General features: G+C 59.7%; 13 protein-coding genes. 5 read left to right on the top strand and 8 right to left on the bottom strand.

Going from position 1 to position 15792, the window contains the following annotated elements:
* Positions 1-115: 115 nt before the first annotated feature.
* The 8 genes from GT495_RS03405 to GT495_RS03370 form a co-directional block, all read right to left on the bottom strand.
* Entirely contained in the window at positions 116-1006 is an 891-nt protein-coding gene (locus GT495_RS03405; RefSeq protein WP_161161489.1) for a YitT family protein, read from the bottom strand.
* Positions 1007-1136: 130 nt separating this feature from the next.
* Entirely contained in the window at positions 1137-2285 is a 1149-nt protein-coding gene (prfB, locus tag GT495_RS03400) for a peptide chain release factor 2 (RefSeq protein ID WP_161161488.1), read from the bottom strand.
* The gene (gene secA / locus GT495_RS03395) at positions 2285-5092 is read right to left on the bottom strand and encodes a preprotein translocase subunit SecA (RefSeq protein ID WP_161161487.1); all 2808 of its coding nucleotides are present in this window, start codon (positions 5090-5092) and stop codon (positions 2285-2287) included. The genes prfB and secA overlap by 1 nt, the downstream gene beginning before the upstream one ends.
* 340 nt (positions 5093-5432) lie before the next feature.
* Entirely contained in the window at positions 5433-5858 is a 426-nt protein-coding gene (gene rpmE / locus GT495_RS03390; RefSeq protein ID WP_006235303.1) for a 50S ribosomal protein L31, read from the bottom strand.
* 367 nt (positions 5859-6225) lie between these two features.
* On the bottom strand, positions 6226-6570 hold the full coding sequence (locus tag GT495_RS03385; RefSeq protein ID WP_161161486.1) for a hypothetical protein: 345 nt from the start codon (positions 6568-6570) through the stop codon (positions 6226-6228).
* 1 nt (position 6571) lies between these two features.
* Positions 6572-8260: an ABC transporter ATP-binding protein gene (locus tag GT495_RS03380; protein ID WP_161161485.1), complete on the bottom strand. Its 1689-nt coding sequence runs from the start codon at positions 8258-8260 to the stop codon at positions 6572-6574.
* Between the two features lie 279 nt (positions 8261-8539).
* Positions 8540-9280, bottom strand: a complete 741-nt coding sequence (locus GT495_RS03375) for an ATP-binding cassette domain-containing protein (protein ID WP_117769450.1) — start codon at positions 9278-9280, stop codon at positions 8540-8542.
* Positions 9281-9285: 5 nt separating this feature from the next.
* Complete coding sequence (locus tag GT495_RS03370) at positions 9286-11508, bottom strand: hypothetical protein (RefSeq protein ID WP_161161484.1); 2223 nt, start codon at positions 11506-11508, stop codon at positions 9286-9288.
* A gap of 552 nt (positions 11509-12060) precedes the next feature.
* Between GT495_RS03370 and GT495_RS03365 the strand changes: the two genes are divergently transcribed.
* The 5 genes from GT495_RS03365 to GT495_RS03345 all read left to right on the top strand — a co-directional run bounded on the left by GT495_RS03365 (position 12061) and on the right by GT495_RS03345 (position 15741).
* Positions 12061-12573, top strand: coding sequence for a hypothetical protein (locus GT495_RS03365; protein ID WP_161161483.1), 513 nt, complete (start codon positions 12061-12063; stop codon positions 12571-12573).
* Positions 12574-12582: 9 nt separating this feature from the next.
* Positions 12583-12834: a helix-turn-helix transcriptional regulator gene (locus GT495_RS03360; RefSeq protein WP_006235292.1), complete on the top strand. Its 252-nt coding sequence runs from the start codon at positions 12583-12585 to the stop codon at positions 12832-12834.
* A gap of 18 nt (positions 12835-12852) precedes the next feature.
* A complete protein-coding gene (locus GT495_RS03355; RefSeq protein WP_255451703.1) occupies positions 12853-13560 on the top strand; it encodes a site-specific integrase in 708 nt (235 codons plus the stop codon).
* A gap of 396 nt (positions 13561-13956) precedes the next feature.
* Entirely contained in the window at positions 13957-14244 is a 288-nt protein-coding gene (locus GT495_RS03350; protein ID WP_006235289.1) for an ACT domain-containing protein, read from the top strand.
* Positions 14245-14322: 78 nt separating this feature from the next.
* Complete coding sequence (locus tag GT495_RS03345; protein ID WP_161161481.1) at positions 14323-15741, top strand: citrate synthase; 1419 nt, start codon at positions 14323-14325, stop codon at positions 15739-15741.
* The last annotated feature ends 51 nt before the right edge of the window (positions 15742-15792 follow it).

The following is a 15792-nucleotide window of genomic DNA, read 5'->3' as shown; positions in this document are numbered from 1 at the left end:
TGGAAACTGATGGCTTTACCAGAGTTTTTATCATTATTTGAACAATTGAGCAGGCAGAACCGCTGATGAAACGGTTTATCAATGTGAACGTCTTTTGGATGGAGCGCAGTCGGCCCTACGCGTTAATGTCCTTGAATCCCTCGCCGAAGGTTTCCGTAACGTCGGCCACGGTCACGATGGCGCGCGGGTCGCGCTCGCGCACGATCGTCTTGAGCGTGTTGAGCTCGCGACGGCTCACAATGACCATGATCACCGGCTTCTCGGCACCCGAGTACATGCCGGTCGCCCTCAGCTTGGTGCAGCCGCGGCCCAGACCGTACATGATGTCGGCCGCGATATCGGGAAACTTGTCCGAGATGATGAGCACCATACGGCGCCTGTTGCCGCCGTCGACCACGGCATCGATCACGTAGCCGCTAATGACCATCGAAAGGCCCGCATACAGCGCGTTTTCGACTGAAAAGACCGGGGCCGACAGCGCGCACACGGCAACATCGATCGCCATGACGGTCGAGCCAACCGGCAGCGATGTGTCGCGCGAGATAATCTGACCGATGGTGTCGGAGCCACCAGTGTTAGCACCGGCGCGCAACACCATGCCATATCCGACGCCCGTGATGATGCCGCCCCACATAGCAGGCAGCATCAGATCGGCATGCGCCAGCGGCGCAACAAACGGAGCGAACAGGTCGGTGAAAAAGCCCAGCAGCACAAAGCCCGTCGCCGTCTGCACCACGTAGAACATGCCGCCCGCACGCATAACCACCAGCAGCAGCAAGGCATTCATCACAATTGTCTGGATACCGACGGGCAGCGATATGCCATGCGAGGCGCCAACCGCCTGAATAATGGTGGCGAGGCCCGTAACGCCGCCGGCGGCAAGGCCGTTGGGAATCAAAAACAGGTCCGTCGCGATAGCTGCCAGGGCGCAGCCAAACATGATCTTGGGCAAGTCATGAAAGAAGTTCATCGAAAGAATGCGCTTGATGTCCAGACGATATGCCATGCTGCCTCCCTCAAAAAAGCGCACCCAAATGAGTGCGCCTTGAACTTCTTGCCGTATTCGATTCTACCGATTCACCGGGCAAATACCACCCCTGCGAAGTGTTTGTATCGACCCGGAGCCAGCCATGCGCCTAGGCCTCCGAGCCTTCCGCATCGGCGTTGCCGGTTGCCCAGCGATGGTAGCCGATCACAAACGGATCCAAATCGCCATCGTCGAGAACGGCCTCGACGTTGCTGGTCTCCACGCCTGTACGCAGGTCCTTGACCATCTGATACGGGTAGAGCACATAGCTGCGAATCTGGTTGCCAAACCCGATCGTGGTCTTGGGTCCACGAATCTCGTCGAGCGCCTCGGCGCGCTTCTCGAGCTCGATCTCGTACAGACGGGCCTTGAGAATCTGCATGCACGCGGCCTTGTTTTGAATCTGGCTACGCTCGTTTTGACACGTGACGACGATGCCGCTGGGAAAATGCGTCACGCGTACGGCGGAGTCGGTGGTATTGACGCCCTGGCCGCCCGGACCGCTCGCGTGATACACGTCCACGCGGATATCGTCGGGACTGATCTCGATGTCGATATCGTCAGGTAGCACGGGGATGACCTCGACGCCGGCAAACGTGGTCTGGCGGCGCTTCTTGTCGTCGGTGGGGCTAATGCGCACCAGACGGTGGACGCCGGCCTCGGCGCGCAGCATGCCAAACGCGTCCTTGCCCTCGACGGTAAAGGTCGCACGGTCGATGCCGATGATCTCGGCCGCGGGGCAGTCGTTAATGGTGACCTTCCAGCCGCGACGCTGGCAGTACTTCATGTACATCTTAAAGAGCATGAAGGTCCAGTCCTGCGCCTCCAGGCCACCCTGTCCGGGCTTGATGGTCACAATCGCGTCGCCGTGATCGAACTCACCGGTAAACCAGCTCGAAAGCTCGAGCTCATCGATAGCGCGGGCTAGGCGTTCTGCCGTAGCGGCAGCCTCCTCGCACAATGCGGTGGCATCGGGGTCGTCGCCCATCTCCTCGGCAAGCTCCAGCGCCGCGCGGGCGTCAGATAGCTCGCCGCGCGCGGTATCCACGGCAGCGATATCTTCCTTGGCGCGAGCGATCTCCTCCATGGTGGCGCGAGCGGCGTCGGCGTCATCCCAAAAGCCGGGGGCCACGCTTTTTGCCTCGAGCTCGGTCACGCGTGTGCGTTTCTCGTCCAAATGAAGATACGACTCGACCTCGCCGAGCCGGTCTGCAAACGCTTCCAGCTCGGCGGGCGTTACCTCTAAAGCCTCGGCCATTAACGATTCCTGCCGTGGCAGTACTTGAACTTCTTGCCGCTGCCGCAGGGGCAAAGGTCATTGCGGCCAACGTTGACATAAGGGTCGTCGCTCTCGTCCTTGCGGTAGGTGGTCACCTTGCCGCCGTTGTTGACAGCAGCCGGGCCTCCTTGGACGGCCGTACGAGCCTGCACCTGCGCCTGCTTGCGCAGCACCGAGCTGCCGTTGTCGCCATCGACATCGGCGGGGCCGGAGAAGTGCGCACCCTTGAGCGCGGGGTCTTCCTTGTGCTCCACGGCCTGCGGGGCGGCCTTGATCTCGATGCGCAGGACGGTGCGCAGGTAATCCTCGTACATGGTGTCGACGAGCATCTGGAAGGCACTGTAAGCCTCAGTCTTGTACTCGACCAGCGGATCGCGCTGACCAAAGCCGCGCAGTCCGATACCGGTCTTGAGGTAGTCCATCTCCTGCAGGTAGTTCATCCAGCGGGTATCGATGACGCGCAGCATGACCTGGGTGTTGAGCTCGCGCATGAGGTCCTCACCCAGGCGCTCGGCCTTCATGTTGTAGCACTTCTCAACGTAGGCCAGGACATCGGCAGCCAGGGCCTCAAAGTCCTCGTCGGGGAACTTGGGCGTATCGATATGGCCGGTCAGCTCCACGACCCACTTGCGCAGGCCCTCCAGGTCGCGCTCGCCATCGTGGCTGTCCTTGGCGCAGAACTCCTGCACGCAGCGGTACACGGTGTCGTGCATGACCTCGGTGATGTGGTCGGTCAGATCCTTGCCGTCCAGAATCTTGTTGCGCTCGGCGTAGATGACCTGGCGCTGCTTGTTCATGACGTCATCGTACTCGAGGACGCTCTTGCGCATGGAGAAGTTGATGCTCTCGACCTTGTGCTGGGCATTCTCGACGGCCTTGGAGATGATCTTGTGCTGGATGGGCATGTCGTCGCCCATGTCGGCGGTGACCATCATCTTGGAGACGCGGTCCATCTTGTCGCCGCCGAACAGGCGCATGAGGTCGTCCTCGAGCGACAGGTAAAACTGAGTCTCGCCCGGATCGCCCTGACGACCGGAGCGGCCGCGCAGCTGGTTGTCGATACGACGGGACTCATGGCGCTCGGTGCCGATGACGGTCAGGCCGCCGGCGGCAAGCACGCGCTCGCGCTCGGCCCTGCAGGTCTCCTTGGCCTCGGCACTAAACTGCTCGAGCTGCTCGGGCGTCACGTCCTCCATGGTCAGGCCCTCGTGCTCAAGGCGCCCGCGCACCAGCTCGTCGGGGTTGCCGCCCAGCAGGATGTCGGTACCACGACCGGCCATGTTAGTAGCGATGGTCACGGCGCCGAAGCGTCCGGCCTGGGCAACGATATGGGCCTCGCGCTCGTGATGCTTAGCGTTGAGGACCTCGTGCGCGATGCCGCGCTTGGTAAGGGCGGCCGACAGCTTCTCGGAGCTTTCGATGGAGACGGTGCCCACCAGGACCGGCTGGCCCTTGGCGTGACGTCGCTCGACATCGTCGGCAACGGCGTTGTACTTGGCCTGGATGGTGCGGTACACCAGGTCCTCGTGGTCAACACGCTGGACGGGCTTGTTGGAGGGGATGACCTCGACGGGCAGCTTGTAGATCTCGCGGAACTCGGCATCCTCGGTGAGTGCCGTACCGGTCATGCCGGAGAGCTTGTCATACAGACGGAAGTAGTTCTGCAAGGTGATGGTGGCCAGCGTCTGGTTCTCCTCGCGCACGAGCACGCCCTCTTTGGCCTCGATGGCCTGGTGCAAGCCCTCAGAGTAGCGGCGGCCTTCCATGATGCGACCGGTGAACTCGTCGACGATCTTGACCTCGCCGTTCGTGACCACGTACTGCTTGTCGCGATGGAACATGTACTGGGCCTTCAGCGCCTGCTGCAGGTGGTTGACCAGCTGGCCCGAAAAGTCGGCGTAGATGTCCTCGATGCCCAGACGGCGCTCGATCTTCTTAAGACCGCGCTCGGTGGCGGCGATGGTGTGCTTGGCCTCATCCATGACGTAGTCGCCCGTGGGCTCGACGTCCTCGGTGGCGGTGAGCATGTCGTGCGACACGTCCTCACCGCGCTCCAGGCCGCGCACGGCACGCGCAAAGTCCTTGTAGGTGCTGGCGGACTTGGTGCCGGCGCCCGAGATAATGAGCGGCGTTCTGGCCTCATCGATCAGGATGGAGTCGACCTCGTCGACGATGGCGTAGTTGTGGCCGCGCTGTACGCGCTGCTCGGGGCGGGTGACCATGTTGTCGCGCAGGTAGTCGAAACCGAACTCGGAGTTGGTGCCGTAGGTGACATCTGCCTGGTAGGCCGGACGCTTGAGCTCGAGCGGCATGTTGTTCTGGAGCAGACCGACGGTCATACCCAGGTACTTGTAGATGCGGCCCATCCACTCGGAGTCTCGCTTTGCCAGGTAATCGTTGACGGTAACGACATGCACGCCCTTGCTGGCGATAGCGTTGAGGTACCCGGCCAAGGTGGAGACAAGGGTCTTGCCTTCGCCGGTCTTCATCTCGGCGATATGGCCCTCGTGAAGCGCCATGGCGCCGATGAGCTGCACATCGAAGTGGCGCATGCCCATGGTGCGCTTGGAAGCCTCGCGCACGGTGGCAAAGGCCTCGGGGAGCATATCGTCGAGCGACTCGCCGTTGGCGTAGCGCTCACGGAACTTATCGGTCTGACCGCGGAGCTCTTCCTCGGTCATCTTCTCAAACTGGGGCTCAAGACCGTTGATCTGGTCGACGATCTTGTAGTAGCGCTTAAGGTCCTTATCGGATCCAAAGGACAGCAGCTTTGACATGAATCCCATGTTGTTTCCTTTTTGGCCATCGCCCGTGCCATGCAGCTCCGAGCGAGTTAAACACAGATAGTTGTACTTTAGCCAAACAGGGCGCACCCTATGCGGTCGACCTCAACCGCCACGTAATAACTACGACCAACCTGCCAAAAAGGGACTGGTTTATTTTGGTAGCTTTCATCTGGGAAAACGCCGTCTCTCTGCCATTTGGTGCAAACCAACCTGTCCCCTCCGCACCAATCTGGTGCGGAGGGGACGAGCTAGCTTGCACCAATAAAAAGAAAAGGGCCGCGCACCCAAATGGATGCACGGCCCTTATGCCATGAATGCGAGCGATTCCGCGGTGAGCTATTTACTCAGCAGCCTCGGTGGTCTCGGCCTCGGCAGCGGCCTCCTCGACGGGAGCCTCTGCGGGAGCCTCGGCGGCCTGCTTGGCAGCCTCCTCGGCAAACTTGGCGGCACGCTTAGCCTTCTCGGCAGCCTTAGCCTCAGCGGCGGCCTTGCGAGCGGCCTCGGCCTCAGCAGCCTTGGCGGCCTTGGCAGCCTTGGCCTCCTCAGCCTTCTTGAGCTGGGCGGCCGCGGCGCCACCGAACTTGTCGGCGAAGCGCTGGACGCGTCCACCGGTGTCGACGAACTTCTGCTGGCCGGTGTAGAACGGGTGGCACTCGTTGCAAAGCTCGACCTTCATCTCGGACACGGTAGCGTGCGTCTTGAAGGTGTTGCCGCAGGAGCACGTCACCGTGCACTCGACATACTGGGGATGGATACCCTGCTTCATGGTAGGACTCCTTATTGGTCAGGCGCTGGTTACCGATCAGCGCATAAGGCGTCTTGGTTTCCGACCAAGACAACAAACTAGGCTATGGTACCACGGCGCCGCGTGTCCCACAAAAGGTTCACGGTCTTTTCGGAACGACACGAATCTGACCCATCGAAACACATCTCCACCGTTCCTTCAACTGGGAAAATGCCGTCCCCGGGGCCTGAGAAGGGCCCCGGGGACGTTCGACTGACTGCGGGAACGGCCTTTCCGCTCAATGTGTTCGGCTGAGATCGGAAATCAACCAAACTGAACTAGGTTCAGTTGACATGGTTAAAAACGAGGGGCGACGCTTTTGCGTCACCCCTCGTCCCGGCCGGTTGCTTTAGTTGTACACACGGTAGTTACACTTGAACTGGGTTATGTGTCCATAGTTGGAGCGGTACCAACCCGACGTATAGCTGATTGCCTCTGCGCCTAGATAGTCGTAGCCCTTGTTGTAGCGAAGCTGACGGTAGGTCGTGTCGTACTCTGCTACGTAAAACGTGTCTCCAGAGAAGGCTTTGTACCGGTCCTTAACCGTCGAAGTCATGTACAGGGGTTCGACATCGCCTTTCTCTCCGTTGAGCGCATAGACGGGTGCCGCGATTCCGCATAAAGCCGTTGCCACGAGGATGGCGTAGACAGCCATGCGCGACGCATTGGACTTCAGCTGTTCAAATAGTTTCATGTCATTCACCTCTCTCGTATGTATCGAGGTATTCCTGCTTGAGCGTCTGCGAGGACGACTTGATCTTTTCCACGAGCGTGCCGGCCTCGATGAAGTAGAACGAGTTGGTGAGGTCTGCCAGGTCGTCGAGCAGATGGCTTGAAATGAGCACGCTTCGTCCCCGCGCCACCTCGCTGCGCATCGCGTCGCAGGAGGTTTTCCGCTTTCCCGGATCGAGGCCGTTCAGCGGTTCATCGAGGATGAGGTACGGGCAATCGGTCGCTATCGCCATGGCAAGCTTTACCTGCTGCTTCATTCCTGTCGAGAGTTTACGGGTCGGCTTGTCGAGATATGGGGAGATTCCGAGGGAGTTGCAGAGCGAGTCGATGTCGGCGGCCGATTTCCACGCCTCCCTAACGAAAGAGAGGTGCTCGATGGCCGATAGCGTGGGGTAGAGATCCGCGCCGCCCGAAGAGCTCAGGTAGACGAGTTCTGCGAATTCGGCTGATCGACGTTGGCAGATTCCGTCTGCCAACAGGCTTCCCGAGCGGATGCGGGTGGGAAATTGGCCCGACAGCGCTTCAAGAAGGGTGGTTTTCCCCGAGCCGTTGGGAGCAATGAGGCCCGCCGCCGCTCCCGGGCTCAAGAAAAGCGATCCGATTGAAAGTATCGTCGTGCTTCCGTATCCCACGCTCACGTCCAGAAGCTCGAGCCCATGGTGCTTTTTAGCGGGTCCAGGCTGTTTGGGGGAACGTGTCGCAACGGCGCCGACCGCGAAAAGGACCGCGACGTATACCAGGGCCACGGCAAGCATCGATGCGCCGCCCGAACCGGAGCCAATGAATTCCGTCGGGAAGCATCCCACGTAACCCGTTGCCTCGATAGGCGAGAACACGGCCAGCGGCAGGAGCCCGAGCACGGCATTATGCCCCAGCGCCGAATCGGACAATAACGGGAATGCCGGGGCCGCGACAAGCAACGCGGAGGCAAGGGGGCCCGCGAAGACGCGCCTCGTTGCGGTCGATAGGACGACGGAGCAAACGGATATCAAGGTTCCGCCCGCAAGCAGCGCGAGAAGCAGGGCTGCGAAGACGTTTCCCGCAGTCGTGGTGGTAAGCGCGCCGTCATGGAAGAAGACGATCGGGTACCCAATTTGCCCGAATCCGTTTAGGGCCAAGGCGCAAATGCTCCCGGGTGCAAGGCCGGCGAGGAGCATCGCGGTCCCCGCGCCGATTATCGAAAACACGATCTGGATAAGGCGCCGGAATTTGGGCGCGGGCGCCTTCGCCGCCAGGGTCCCGGGCCTTGTGGCGCCGAGCACGAGTATCGACGAGAGAAGGAAGGGGATGAAGGGAAGGAAGGACGGCGCCTGGGCAATGGCGTAGGGCAGGAAGGAGAGGAACGGCAGGTCGTTTGCGGAGGCCGGGATATCCGCGATGCCGGAGCTGCTCAGAGCGCGGCAATATGCGAGCTCTGCGTCATTGGTCTCCTGGTCCCCCACGATGGACCCGGATTGGAAGCCCTCGTCCATGAGCGCGTAGTAGCTCTCGGCAGAGTCGAGAAAGGCGGCGTCGGTTTGAGCGGCGAGGGCGGCGTTCGCGTATCTTGCAAGCTCAGCGTCATCTTGCTGCTCTGGCGATAGGTCTGTGCCGCTGGCCTGGGGCGCGCGCGTATTGAATGCGTCGACAAAGCCCTGCATGCCCTGCTTCATAAAGAAGGGCCCGTAGATGGGTGAATTGAACGCAATGGGGATGGAGAAGGCTACAGCAAGAACGAGCGTAGAGATCCATACGGCCTTGTCTCTTAGGATTAGTTTGAGAAGAAGTCGACAGTACATTTGGAAGCACCTACGTTCCTCAAAGAATTGTTAGATTAAAAGTAACAGACCGGATGAAGATGCGTAAGATGGGGGCGAGGCGAATGGCTGAACGGTATCGATACGCGGGTTCAACGGTATCACATTGGCCACATAGATTTTTAACTTGCATTTCTACCCGCCCTTTTCGTAGAGTCGCCGATACGTGCTTAGCGCACCCTCGGCGCGTCCGGCAGGCTTTGCGAAATGGGATCCAGGAGACTTCGGCGCAGCATCATCTTGCGGAATGCTTCTAATGAGCCTCCCATCCTTCAAAAACAGAATCTCATCGCACAGCCTATCGACCGAATCCAAGATGTGGGATGACATGATGATGCACGTACCAGAATCGGCCAGCTTCCTGAGAATCTCGGAATGCAAGTCCACCCTGCTGGGGTCGAGCGCGTTCATGGGCTCATCTAATAGAAGGTACCGCGCGCCCGTCGCATACGCAATCGCCAGGGTAAGCTGCTGCTTCATGCCCTGGCTCAGAGTGCGGATCCTCATCTTCGCGAACTCGCCTATCTGCGTTTGTTCCACTATCTCTTCGATATCGCGAGCATGCGGCCACATATCGCAAACCATCTTGAGGTGATCTTCCGCACGCAATCCGGGATACAGCAGCGTCCCCTCACCAGGTGCATAGAAGATCATAGAACGGACCTCTCTCGCACCCGTACCCTGCACCTCATCCAGAACGATGCTCCCGTCCACGCGAGGACCCGGCAAACCTGCCATCGCACGCAGCAACGTCGTCTTTCCATGCCCGTTCGGAGCGACGAGACCGTAGACCGTACCCGGGGCAAACTCAGCGTTCACCGAATCTACGAGCACCTTCTTTCCATAAGAGATCGTCAGCGTTTGAAGGTCAATCATCGAGATCATCCCCTTTCGATCTTTGGAACACTCAGGCGCACCATCAACGGAGATACGGCGCCCAAGACCACCAGCAGAGCGCCCGATGCGCCGACGACCTCTCCAAAAGGCATCGCGTTCGTCCCTCGCCCAAGGAACCCAATCGTCCCCACCTGGGAAGCGGGATCAAACGAGGCGAATGGAGCCAGCAGCGCGACGCCCATGCCCACGCTTTCAACATGAGCGCTCAACGAACCCAACACCAAGAGAACCGCGCAAACCATTCCGGTGACAACGGGGTTGCGGCTAATCGCTGCTGTCAACGCAGCGACGACGGAAATCACGCCGTATGCCATGACCAGCAACGGAATACTGCACAACACCGCCTCCCCCACCATGGACGTTGTCGAAGCTCCCGCCCGAATGAGAGCGACGGGATACTCCGATCCACCCGCACCGTTCTTAATCACGGACACAACGACAGCGGGAACCATCGACACCAAAAGCAGCACCAAGCCAAGCAGGAGAGCCAGCGCAACAGCCGTCAGAAAACGCACATGCGCTGTTGCGGGGATCTGGAGAACCAGAAGGGAACGACACTGCAGGTGGGTGCACGCGAGCGATGTGACAACCACGGGCAACAGCAAAAATAAGGAGGGAAGCGCTGCCTGGAGATACGAAAGGAGGATTAATGGGGGCATCTTCGTACTTAACTCGTAAACCTTGGGGTCCGGCAAGCTCGCGATCGACTCAAGCAGAAGGGCGCGCGCCTCCGCACGAGAAGGAGTCTCCGGCTCGATTCCGATCGATTGCAGGAGAGTCGCATCTGCCGCGCCCAGCTCACCTCGAGCGCGCTCGTACATCGCAAGGCTTCGAAACCCCTCCGCAGGCATAGGCGCGTACACGAAACCCGAAAGAGCATCCCGCATGTCTTCCAGGGCCGCTTTGCCCTCGACGTCCATATTCGCAGTGTTCTGCTCTAGATACCGATCTATTGAACGGAGCTCCCCATCCCTATACCGAACAGCGGAAACGTTATCAGCGTCAGGAAACATCTCGACCAGAGCCGGGGCCAGCATCGTCGTCGACATTGCAATCGCGCATACGGCGAGGGTAGGAGAACGCAGGAGCAGTTTCCCCATCGTTCTTACGTATGCAACGGCGGAGGCACAAGCGCTCGAACGAGTTGCCGTTCTCGATGCAGTGAAGGAACCTCTCTCAAGACAAATCGGGGATATCGGGCACGCGCAGCCGCTCTTTCCAGCAACGCAAAGCAGGCTAATTGCCAGCACCTCGATCCCGATTGCGCATACGAGGGCAATCGCGCCACGCTCGAAGCAAAGTCCAGGCAGATTCACTATCTGCGTTGTCGGGTACGGGCTATAGGCGCCGACGGTCAACTCAGTGTTCGCATACGTAAGGGGATTCAACAGGGCGAACTCACGTAAAGCGATGGATCTTCCGTAATACCCGGGAACCATCGTCACCCCCATCAGGGCACATACGAACACGATTCCAAGCGTAGGGTTATTGGCAATCTTCACGGCAAGGTGAACGACAAGCGAGATGAACGCTGCCACCAAGAATTGCAAGATGGCCGTCTGCGCGAACACCAGCCAAGCCGGTTTGATAACCGGAGTCGCATATTGAATGTAGCCTATCGGATAGAACGGCGAGCCCGGGCCATTCTTCACAAGCGCGGCGATTATCCCTGGAAGATTGATGGCGAGGACGGCAAGCATTGCAAAAACACTCGCCCATACGCTCGATGCAACAAGTCTACCCAGCTCGCCCATCGGTGCCTGGATGATGAGCTTTTCACGTTTGTTAAGACGCGCGGCAAGGAACGAGACGGCAACGGCCGTTGCGACCCATAGCAAGTACTCCTTCGATCCGTCATAATAGGTGTACTCTCCATCCGATATCTGCAGAAACGGAAGTAGGGGAGAGAGCGGTGCCAGGATAAGACGTCCCGCGGCAAGAGGGTACAGAAGCGCGGGCATGCTTGATGAAGAGGTATAGACACCGTCCTCCCCCGCATTCACAAGCGCATCCGCATAGGATGCTGACAATTCCTGCTCAACACGGGTTATTCCCGACTCGAGGTATTCGACCCGTCCGTCGATGCCAGCCGCGCTCCTGAAGACGGGCAGAGCACAAAGAACCATCAACGCAACAACGACAACACAGAGCGACCTGGAGGAGAGAAGCGACCTAAAGATCGCCTTCGAGATTTTGAGCATATTCATCGCCAACCTTAACCTCATCCAGTCGGAACAGAGGGGCCGAACAAAATGCTCGGCCCTTCCTCGCATCTAGTAGGTGCTATAGACAAATTGCCATTTATCAGTTGTGCCAAGAACACCACAGGAGCACATTGCAGCGAGGCGGGATTCCCTATGATGCGCGGATCGGCGATAGCCATTTCGGTAGGAGATCGTCTTGTAAGAGATGTTGAACATCGAGATGCTGTGCCCGCTTACGCCGCGAGGACAGCTGTAGCTCCAGTAGGTATCGACGACGTCGTCCGTATACCCGAGGGGCTCAACGAGGGTACACTGGCTGCTCTCCTGGGAAGGAGGCATCGGGGTATCCGCAAAAGCGGGGGCTCCCGGCAGCAACAGACAAAGAGCGAGGCCGAAGAAAACCAAGAGCTTACACGACTTAACAGTACTGAACATAATCCTCTCCAATCTAGAGGGGTTTCGGTTGCAGCATGCTGTGATTACTTGCCGTCAAAGTCAATTTAACATAAACTGTTAAAAAGTAACCTGAGTTTTTTAAATTCTTCGGAGGTTATTATGAGTTCCGACAATCGCACTCCCCGGCTTCATTCCTTCCGCATCGCATGTGCGATAGCCTCTGCGACCCTTTGCGCCACCGCCATCGCACAAGTGGCGTTCTCCTTAAAGCCAGCAATCGAAGTGCTCGACAACCCTGTAATTGCAGACTCCCCCGCGTATCCAGCCCTTGCGATCTCGACATTGGTCCCTGCCGTCATCGGTATCGCTACGACCATCCTCAGCGCCGTTCTCGCGTGGACGATCAAGAGCGGAGACCCCTTCAAGAAAGGGTCTGCGACATGCTTGAAGGTGCTCGGCATTCTCTTCGTTGTTCAAGCTGCCACCAGCCTCTACGCCGGCTCATTCAAAACCTCCGTTTCGATGTTTGGCGGCGAGGGGGCCGTCGGCGCCCAAGAGATCGCTTCATCATTCGATTGGACCTCTCTGGTTCTCGGCATCGTCCTGTTCATGCTTTCCCAGCTCTTCTTGTACGCCCGAGAGCTGTACCTCGACTCCGACGAGATTGCGTAAGGAAACGCCATGCCCGTAATTGTTCGCCTCGACAAGATCATGGCCGAGCGAAAGATATCCTCGAACGAACTTGCCGAAAGGATTGGAACCACGCCCGTGAACCTGTCCCGTATTAAAAAAGGGCATATTCGCGGCATTCGCTTCAACACACTCGAGCAGCTATGCCTCGCCCTTCGTTGCCAACCCGGAGACCTTCTCGAAGTCATGAGCGAAGAGGATGCCCGAAAGGAGTTCGGACTCGATTGGTCCGCCGAGGATTAGAGGGCGGTCGTACTCGCCCTGCACACGGGGATGCGAATCGGCGAGGTCTGCGGCCTTCGGTGGTGCGATGTGGATTTCGAGACGGGCCTGATCTCGATCAGACACTCGGTGGCGTACGCGAAGGGAATGGGTTCGTTCATCAAGGACACCAAGACCCATGACGCCAGGGGTATCCCCATCGACCCGGTCGGCCTACTCCCCTTCCTGAAGGAGACCCACGAGATCGACTGCGGAAAGCTGCGCTTGCGCGGCCTTACCGGGGCGGTCGAGATCGGGGACTGCTACATCCTGTCGGAGCCGGGCGCGACCTTCGCGACGACAAGCTATATCCGCAGGGCGTTCAAGACGTTCTCGGAGACCAACGGCCTCATGGGCACCAACGACGAGCTGATCACGCTCCACGGCCTTCGCCACACGTTCGCAACGCAGTGGATCCGCCAAGGCGGCGATATCAAGGCGCTCCAATCGATCCTCGGCCACAAGGACGCCATGGCGACGCTCAACGTCTACGCCGACATCGAGCCCATCTCCAAAATCCATAACATGCTGCGCGCCACGCCGTGCCTTTGGCGCGGGCACCTCGGGCCGAGGGTCGATCCGGGTCCCATGTTCCAACAGAGGATCCAGGAGTCCATCGAGACGCTCCAGGCGTTCGGCTACGGCATCACCGAGCCGGACGACCGAAATATCGCCATACGCGACGTGAAGATGAACAGTTGGCTCTAGCTCACCGAGTACGCGGCAGTGCTGGGCCCATCCCAACTGAGGTCACGGTGGTCCGATAGGGGCGCCGCCCGCGGCATGCGCCGCGGAGCGGTATCCCCTACCGAAGGGCGGGGATGCCCTCCGCTTCCAGTTCGGAATCAGCCGTCGGAGGCGTTCGGCTGACTGCGGGAACGGCCTGTCCGCTCAATGTGTTCGGCTGAGATCGGAAATCAACCCAACACGAGCCGGACACGCGCCAGACGGCTCTTCCCCGTACGGCCTTCCCCCTTACGCTCATGTTGCAGGCATGTAACGCCGCAGCGAGCGCGCCTTTTCTGCGCCAGACAGGTACAATGATGAACACTGTACCGTAGCGGAGCGCCCCGCGCACGCCGCAACCACGCGAAAGGGTTTCCCATGGCCGAGATCTCGTCCTCCCGCATCGTCATCACCGTCCTTGGCAAGAACCGCCCCGGCATCGTCGCCGGCGTCACCCGCGTTCTGGGCGAGGCCAACGTCGACATCCGCGACATTACGCAGTCCATTATCGAAGACATCTTCACCATGACCATGCTGGCCGACACCGCCGAGTCCAAACTCGACTTCGCCGAACTCCAGAAGGCGCTTGCCGAGGCCGGCGAGCTTTCGGGCGTCAATGTGTCCATCCAGCGCGAGGATGTCTTTAACTTTATGTACCGCCTGTAGCGAACAGGTCGTGCGGGAACAGGCTGGCGCATCTGCACCCAAGCACGCCGCCCACACACGACACCGAGAGGAGCGCGCATGGCTTACGACGCCAAGAAAATCTACTACCGCTTCGATGACCATCTGAGCCGCCTGGTCTTGGATTATGAGGCGAGCCGCCAGATTTCACCCGAAAGCGAAAACCTCTACCACGGCCTGCCGACTGATCCGTATGACGAGGGTCTGTTCGTCGAGCATAACGTCAAGCGCGGCCTGCGCAACGCCGACGGCTCGGGTGTGGTCGCGGGCCTTACCCGTATCTCGGACGTGCACGGCTACAACAAGATCGATGGCAAGGTCGTGCCCGACCAGGGCAAGCTCACGCTGCGCGGCTACAACATCGAGGACCTGGTCAATAACGCCCAGGCCGAGAATCGCTATGGCTACGAAGAGGTCGCCTACCTGCTCATCACGGGCTCGCTGCCCAACAAAGAGGAGCTCGACGGCTTTTGTGAACGTCTGGGCGCCTTTAGGCATCTGAGCGACGAGTACGTCAAAGAGTTCCCCATGACCACGGTGTCGTCAAGCATCATGAATGTGCTTCAGCGCGCCGTGCTGCTGCTCTACGCCTTCGACGCCGAGCCCGACGTCATTACGCCCGAGCACGAGATCGACGTCGCCATTTCCATGCTCTCCCGTCTCCCCCGCATCGCCGCCTTCGCGCATATGGCCTCGGTCGCCAAGCGCCGCGGCTCCGAGGTTCATGTACCGCACCCCACACCCGGCCTTTCCACCGCCGAGACCATCCTGCAGGTGCTCCGCGGCGGCATGGCATTCACCCGCGACGAAGCCATGCTGCTCGACGTGATGCTCATGTTGCATGCAGAGCACGGCGGCGGCAACAACTCCACGTTCGCCTGCCGCGTGCTGTCCTCTTCGGCCACCGACCCGTATTCTGCCTACGCCGCAGCTATCGGCTCGCTCAAGGGTCCGCGCCACGGCGGCGCCAACGCTAAAGTCGTGTCCATGCACGAGGACATCCGCGCGCATGTTTCCAACTGGGAAAACGAGGACGAGGTCGCGGCCTACCTGGGCAAGATCCTCGACAAGCAGGCCTTCGACGGCACCGGCCTCATCTACGGTATGGGCCACGCCGTCTACACGCTGAGCGACCCGCGCGCCGAGGTGTGCCGCCGTTACGCGCGCACGCTTGCCGCCAAGAAGGACTTGGGCGAGGAGTTCGCGCTCATCGAGCGCATCGAGCGCCTGGCCCCGCAAGTGATGCGCGATCACGGCATGACCAAGCCCATCTGCGCCAACATCGACCTGTACACGGGCTTTATCTACAAGATGCTCGATGTGCCCGAGACGCTCTTTACGCCGCTGTTCGCCGTCGCCCGCATGGCCGGCTGGTCGGCGCACCGCATGGAAGAGCTCTTCTGCGCGCACCGCATCATCCGTCCCGCGTATCGCCCGGTTATCGAGCCATTGGAGTACAAGCCGCTCGCCGATCGCTAGGGCGTGAACCGTTATAGAACCCAAGCGTGGCCAGGGCATCACCGCCCTCGG

This window comes from Collinsella sp. BIOML-A6, assembly GCF_009875845.1.
Lineage (GTDB): Bacteria > Actinomycetota > Coriobacteriia > Coriobacteriales > Coriobacteriaceae > Collinsella > Collinsella aerofaciens_H.
The sequence above is the reverse complement of the archived record's forward strand: the minus strand, read 5'-3'. Positions and strand labels throughout refer to the sequence as shown.

Bases quoted from the DNA above. Each gene is read 5' to 3' on its own strand.
- rpmE (WP_006235303.1), bottom strand. From the start codon at position 5,858: ATGAAGCAGGGTATCCATCCCCAGTATGTCGAGTGCACGGTGACGTGC.
- GT495_RS03380 (WP_161161485.1), bottom strand. From the start codon at position 8,260: ATGAAGCAGGGCATGCAGGGCTTTGTCGACGCATTCAATACGCGCGCG.
- GT495_RS03375 (WP_117769450.1), bottom strand. From the start codon at position 9,280: ATGATTGACCTTCAAACGCTGACGATCTCTTATGGAAAGAAGGTGCTC.
- GT495_RS03385 (WP_161161486.1), bottom strand. From the start codon at position 6,570: ATGAAACTATTTGAACAGCTGAAGTCCAATGCGTCGCGCATGGCTGTC.
- GT495_RS03405 (WP_161161489.1), bottom strand. From the start codon at position 1,006: ATGGCATATCGTCTGGACATCAAGCGCATTCTTTCGATGAACTTCTTT.
- secA (WP_161161487.1), bottom strand. From the start codon at position 5,092: ATGGGATTCATGTCAAAGCTGCTGTCCTTTGGATCCGATAAGGACCTT.
- prfB (WP_161161488.1), bottom strand. From the start codon at position 2,285: ATGGCCGAGGCTTTAGAGGTAACGCCCGCCGAGCTGGAAGCGTTTGCA.
- GT495_RS03370 (WP_161161484.1), bottom strand. From the start codon at position 11,508: ATGAATATGCTCAAAATCTCGAAGGCGATCTTTAGGTCGCTTCTCTCC.
- GT495_RS03365 (WP_161161483.1), top strand. From the start codon at position 12,061: ATGAGTTCCGACAATCGCACTCCCCGGCTTCATTCCTTCCGCATCGCA.
- GT495_RS03350 (WP_006235289.1), top strand. From the start codon at position 13,957: ATGGCCGAGATCTCGTCCTCCCGCATCGTCATCACCGTCCTTGGCAAG.
- GT495_RS03345 (WP_161161481.1), top strand. From the start codon at position 14,323: ATGGCTTACGACGCCAAGAAAATCTACTACCGCTTCGATGACCATCTG.
- GT495_RS03360 (WP_006235292.1), top strand. From the start codon at position 12,583: ATGCCCGTAATTGTTCGCCTCGACAAGATCATGGCCGAGCGAAAGATA.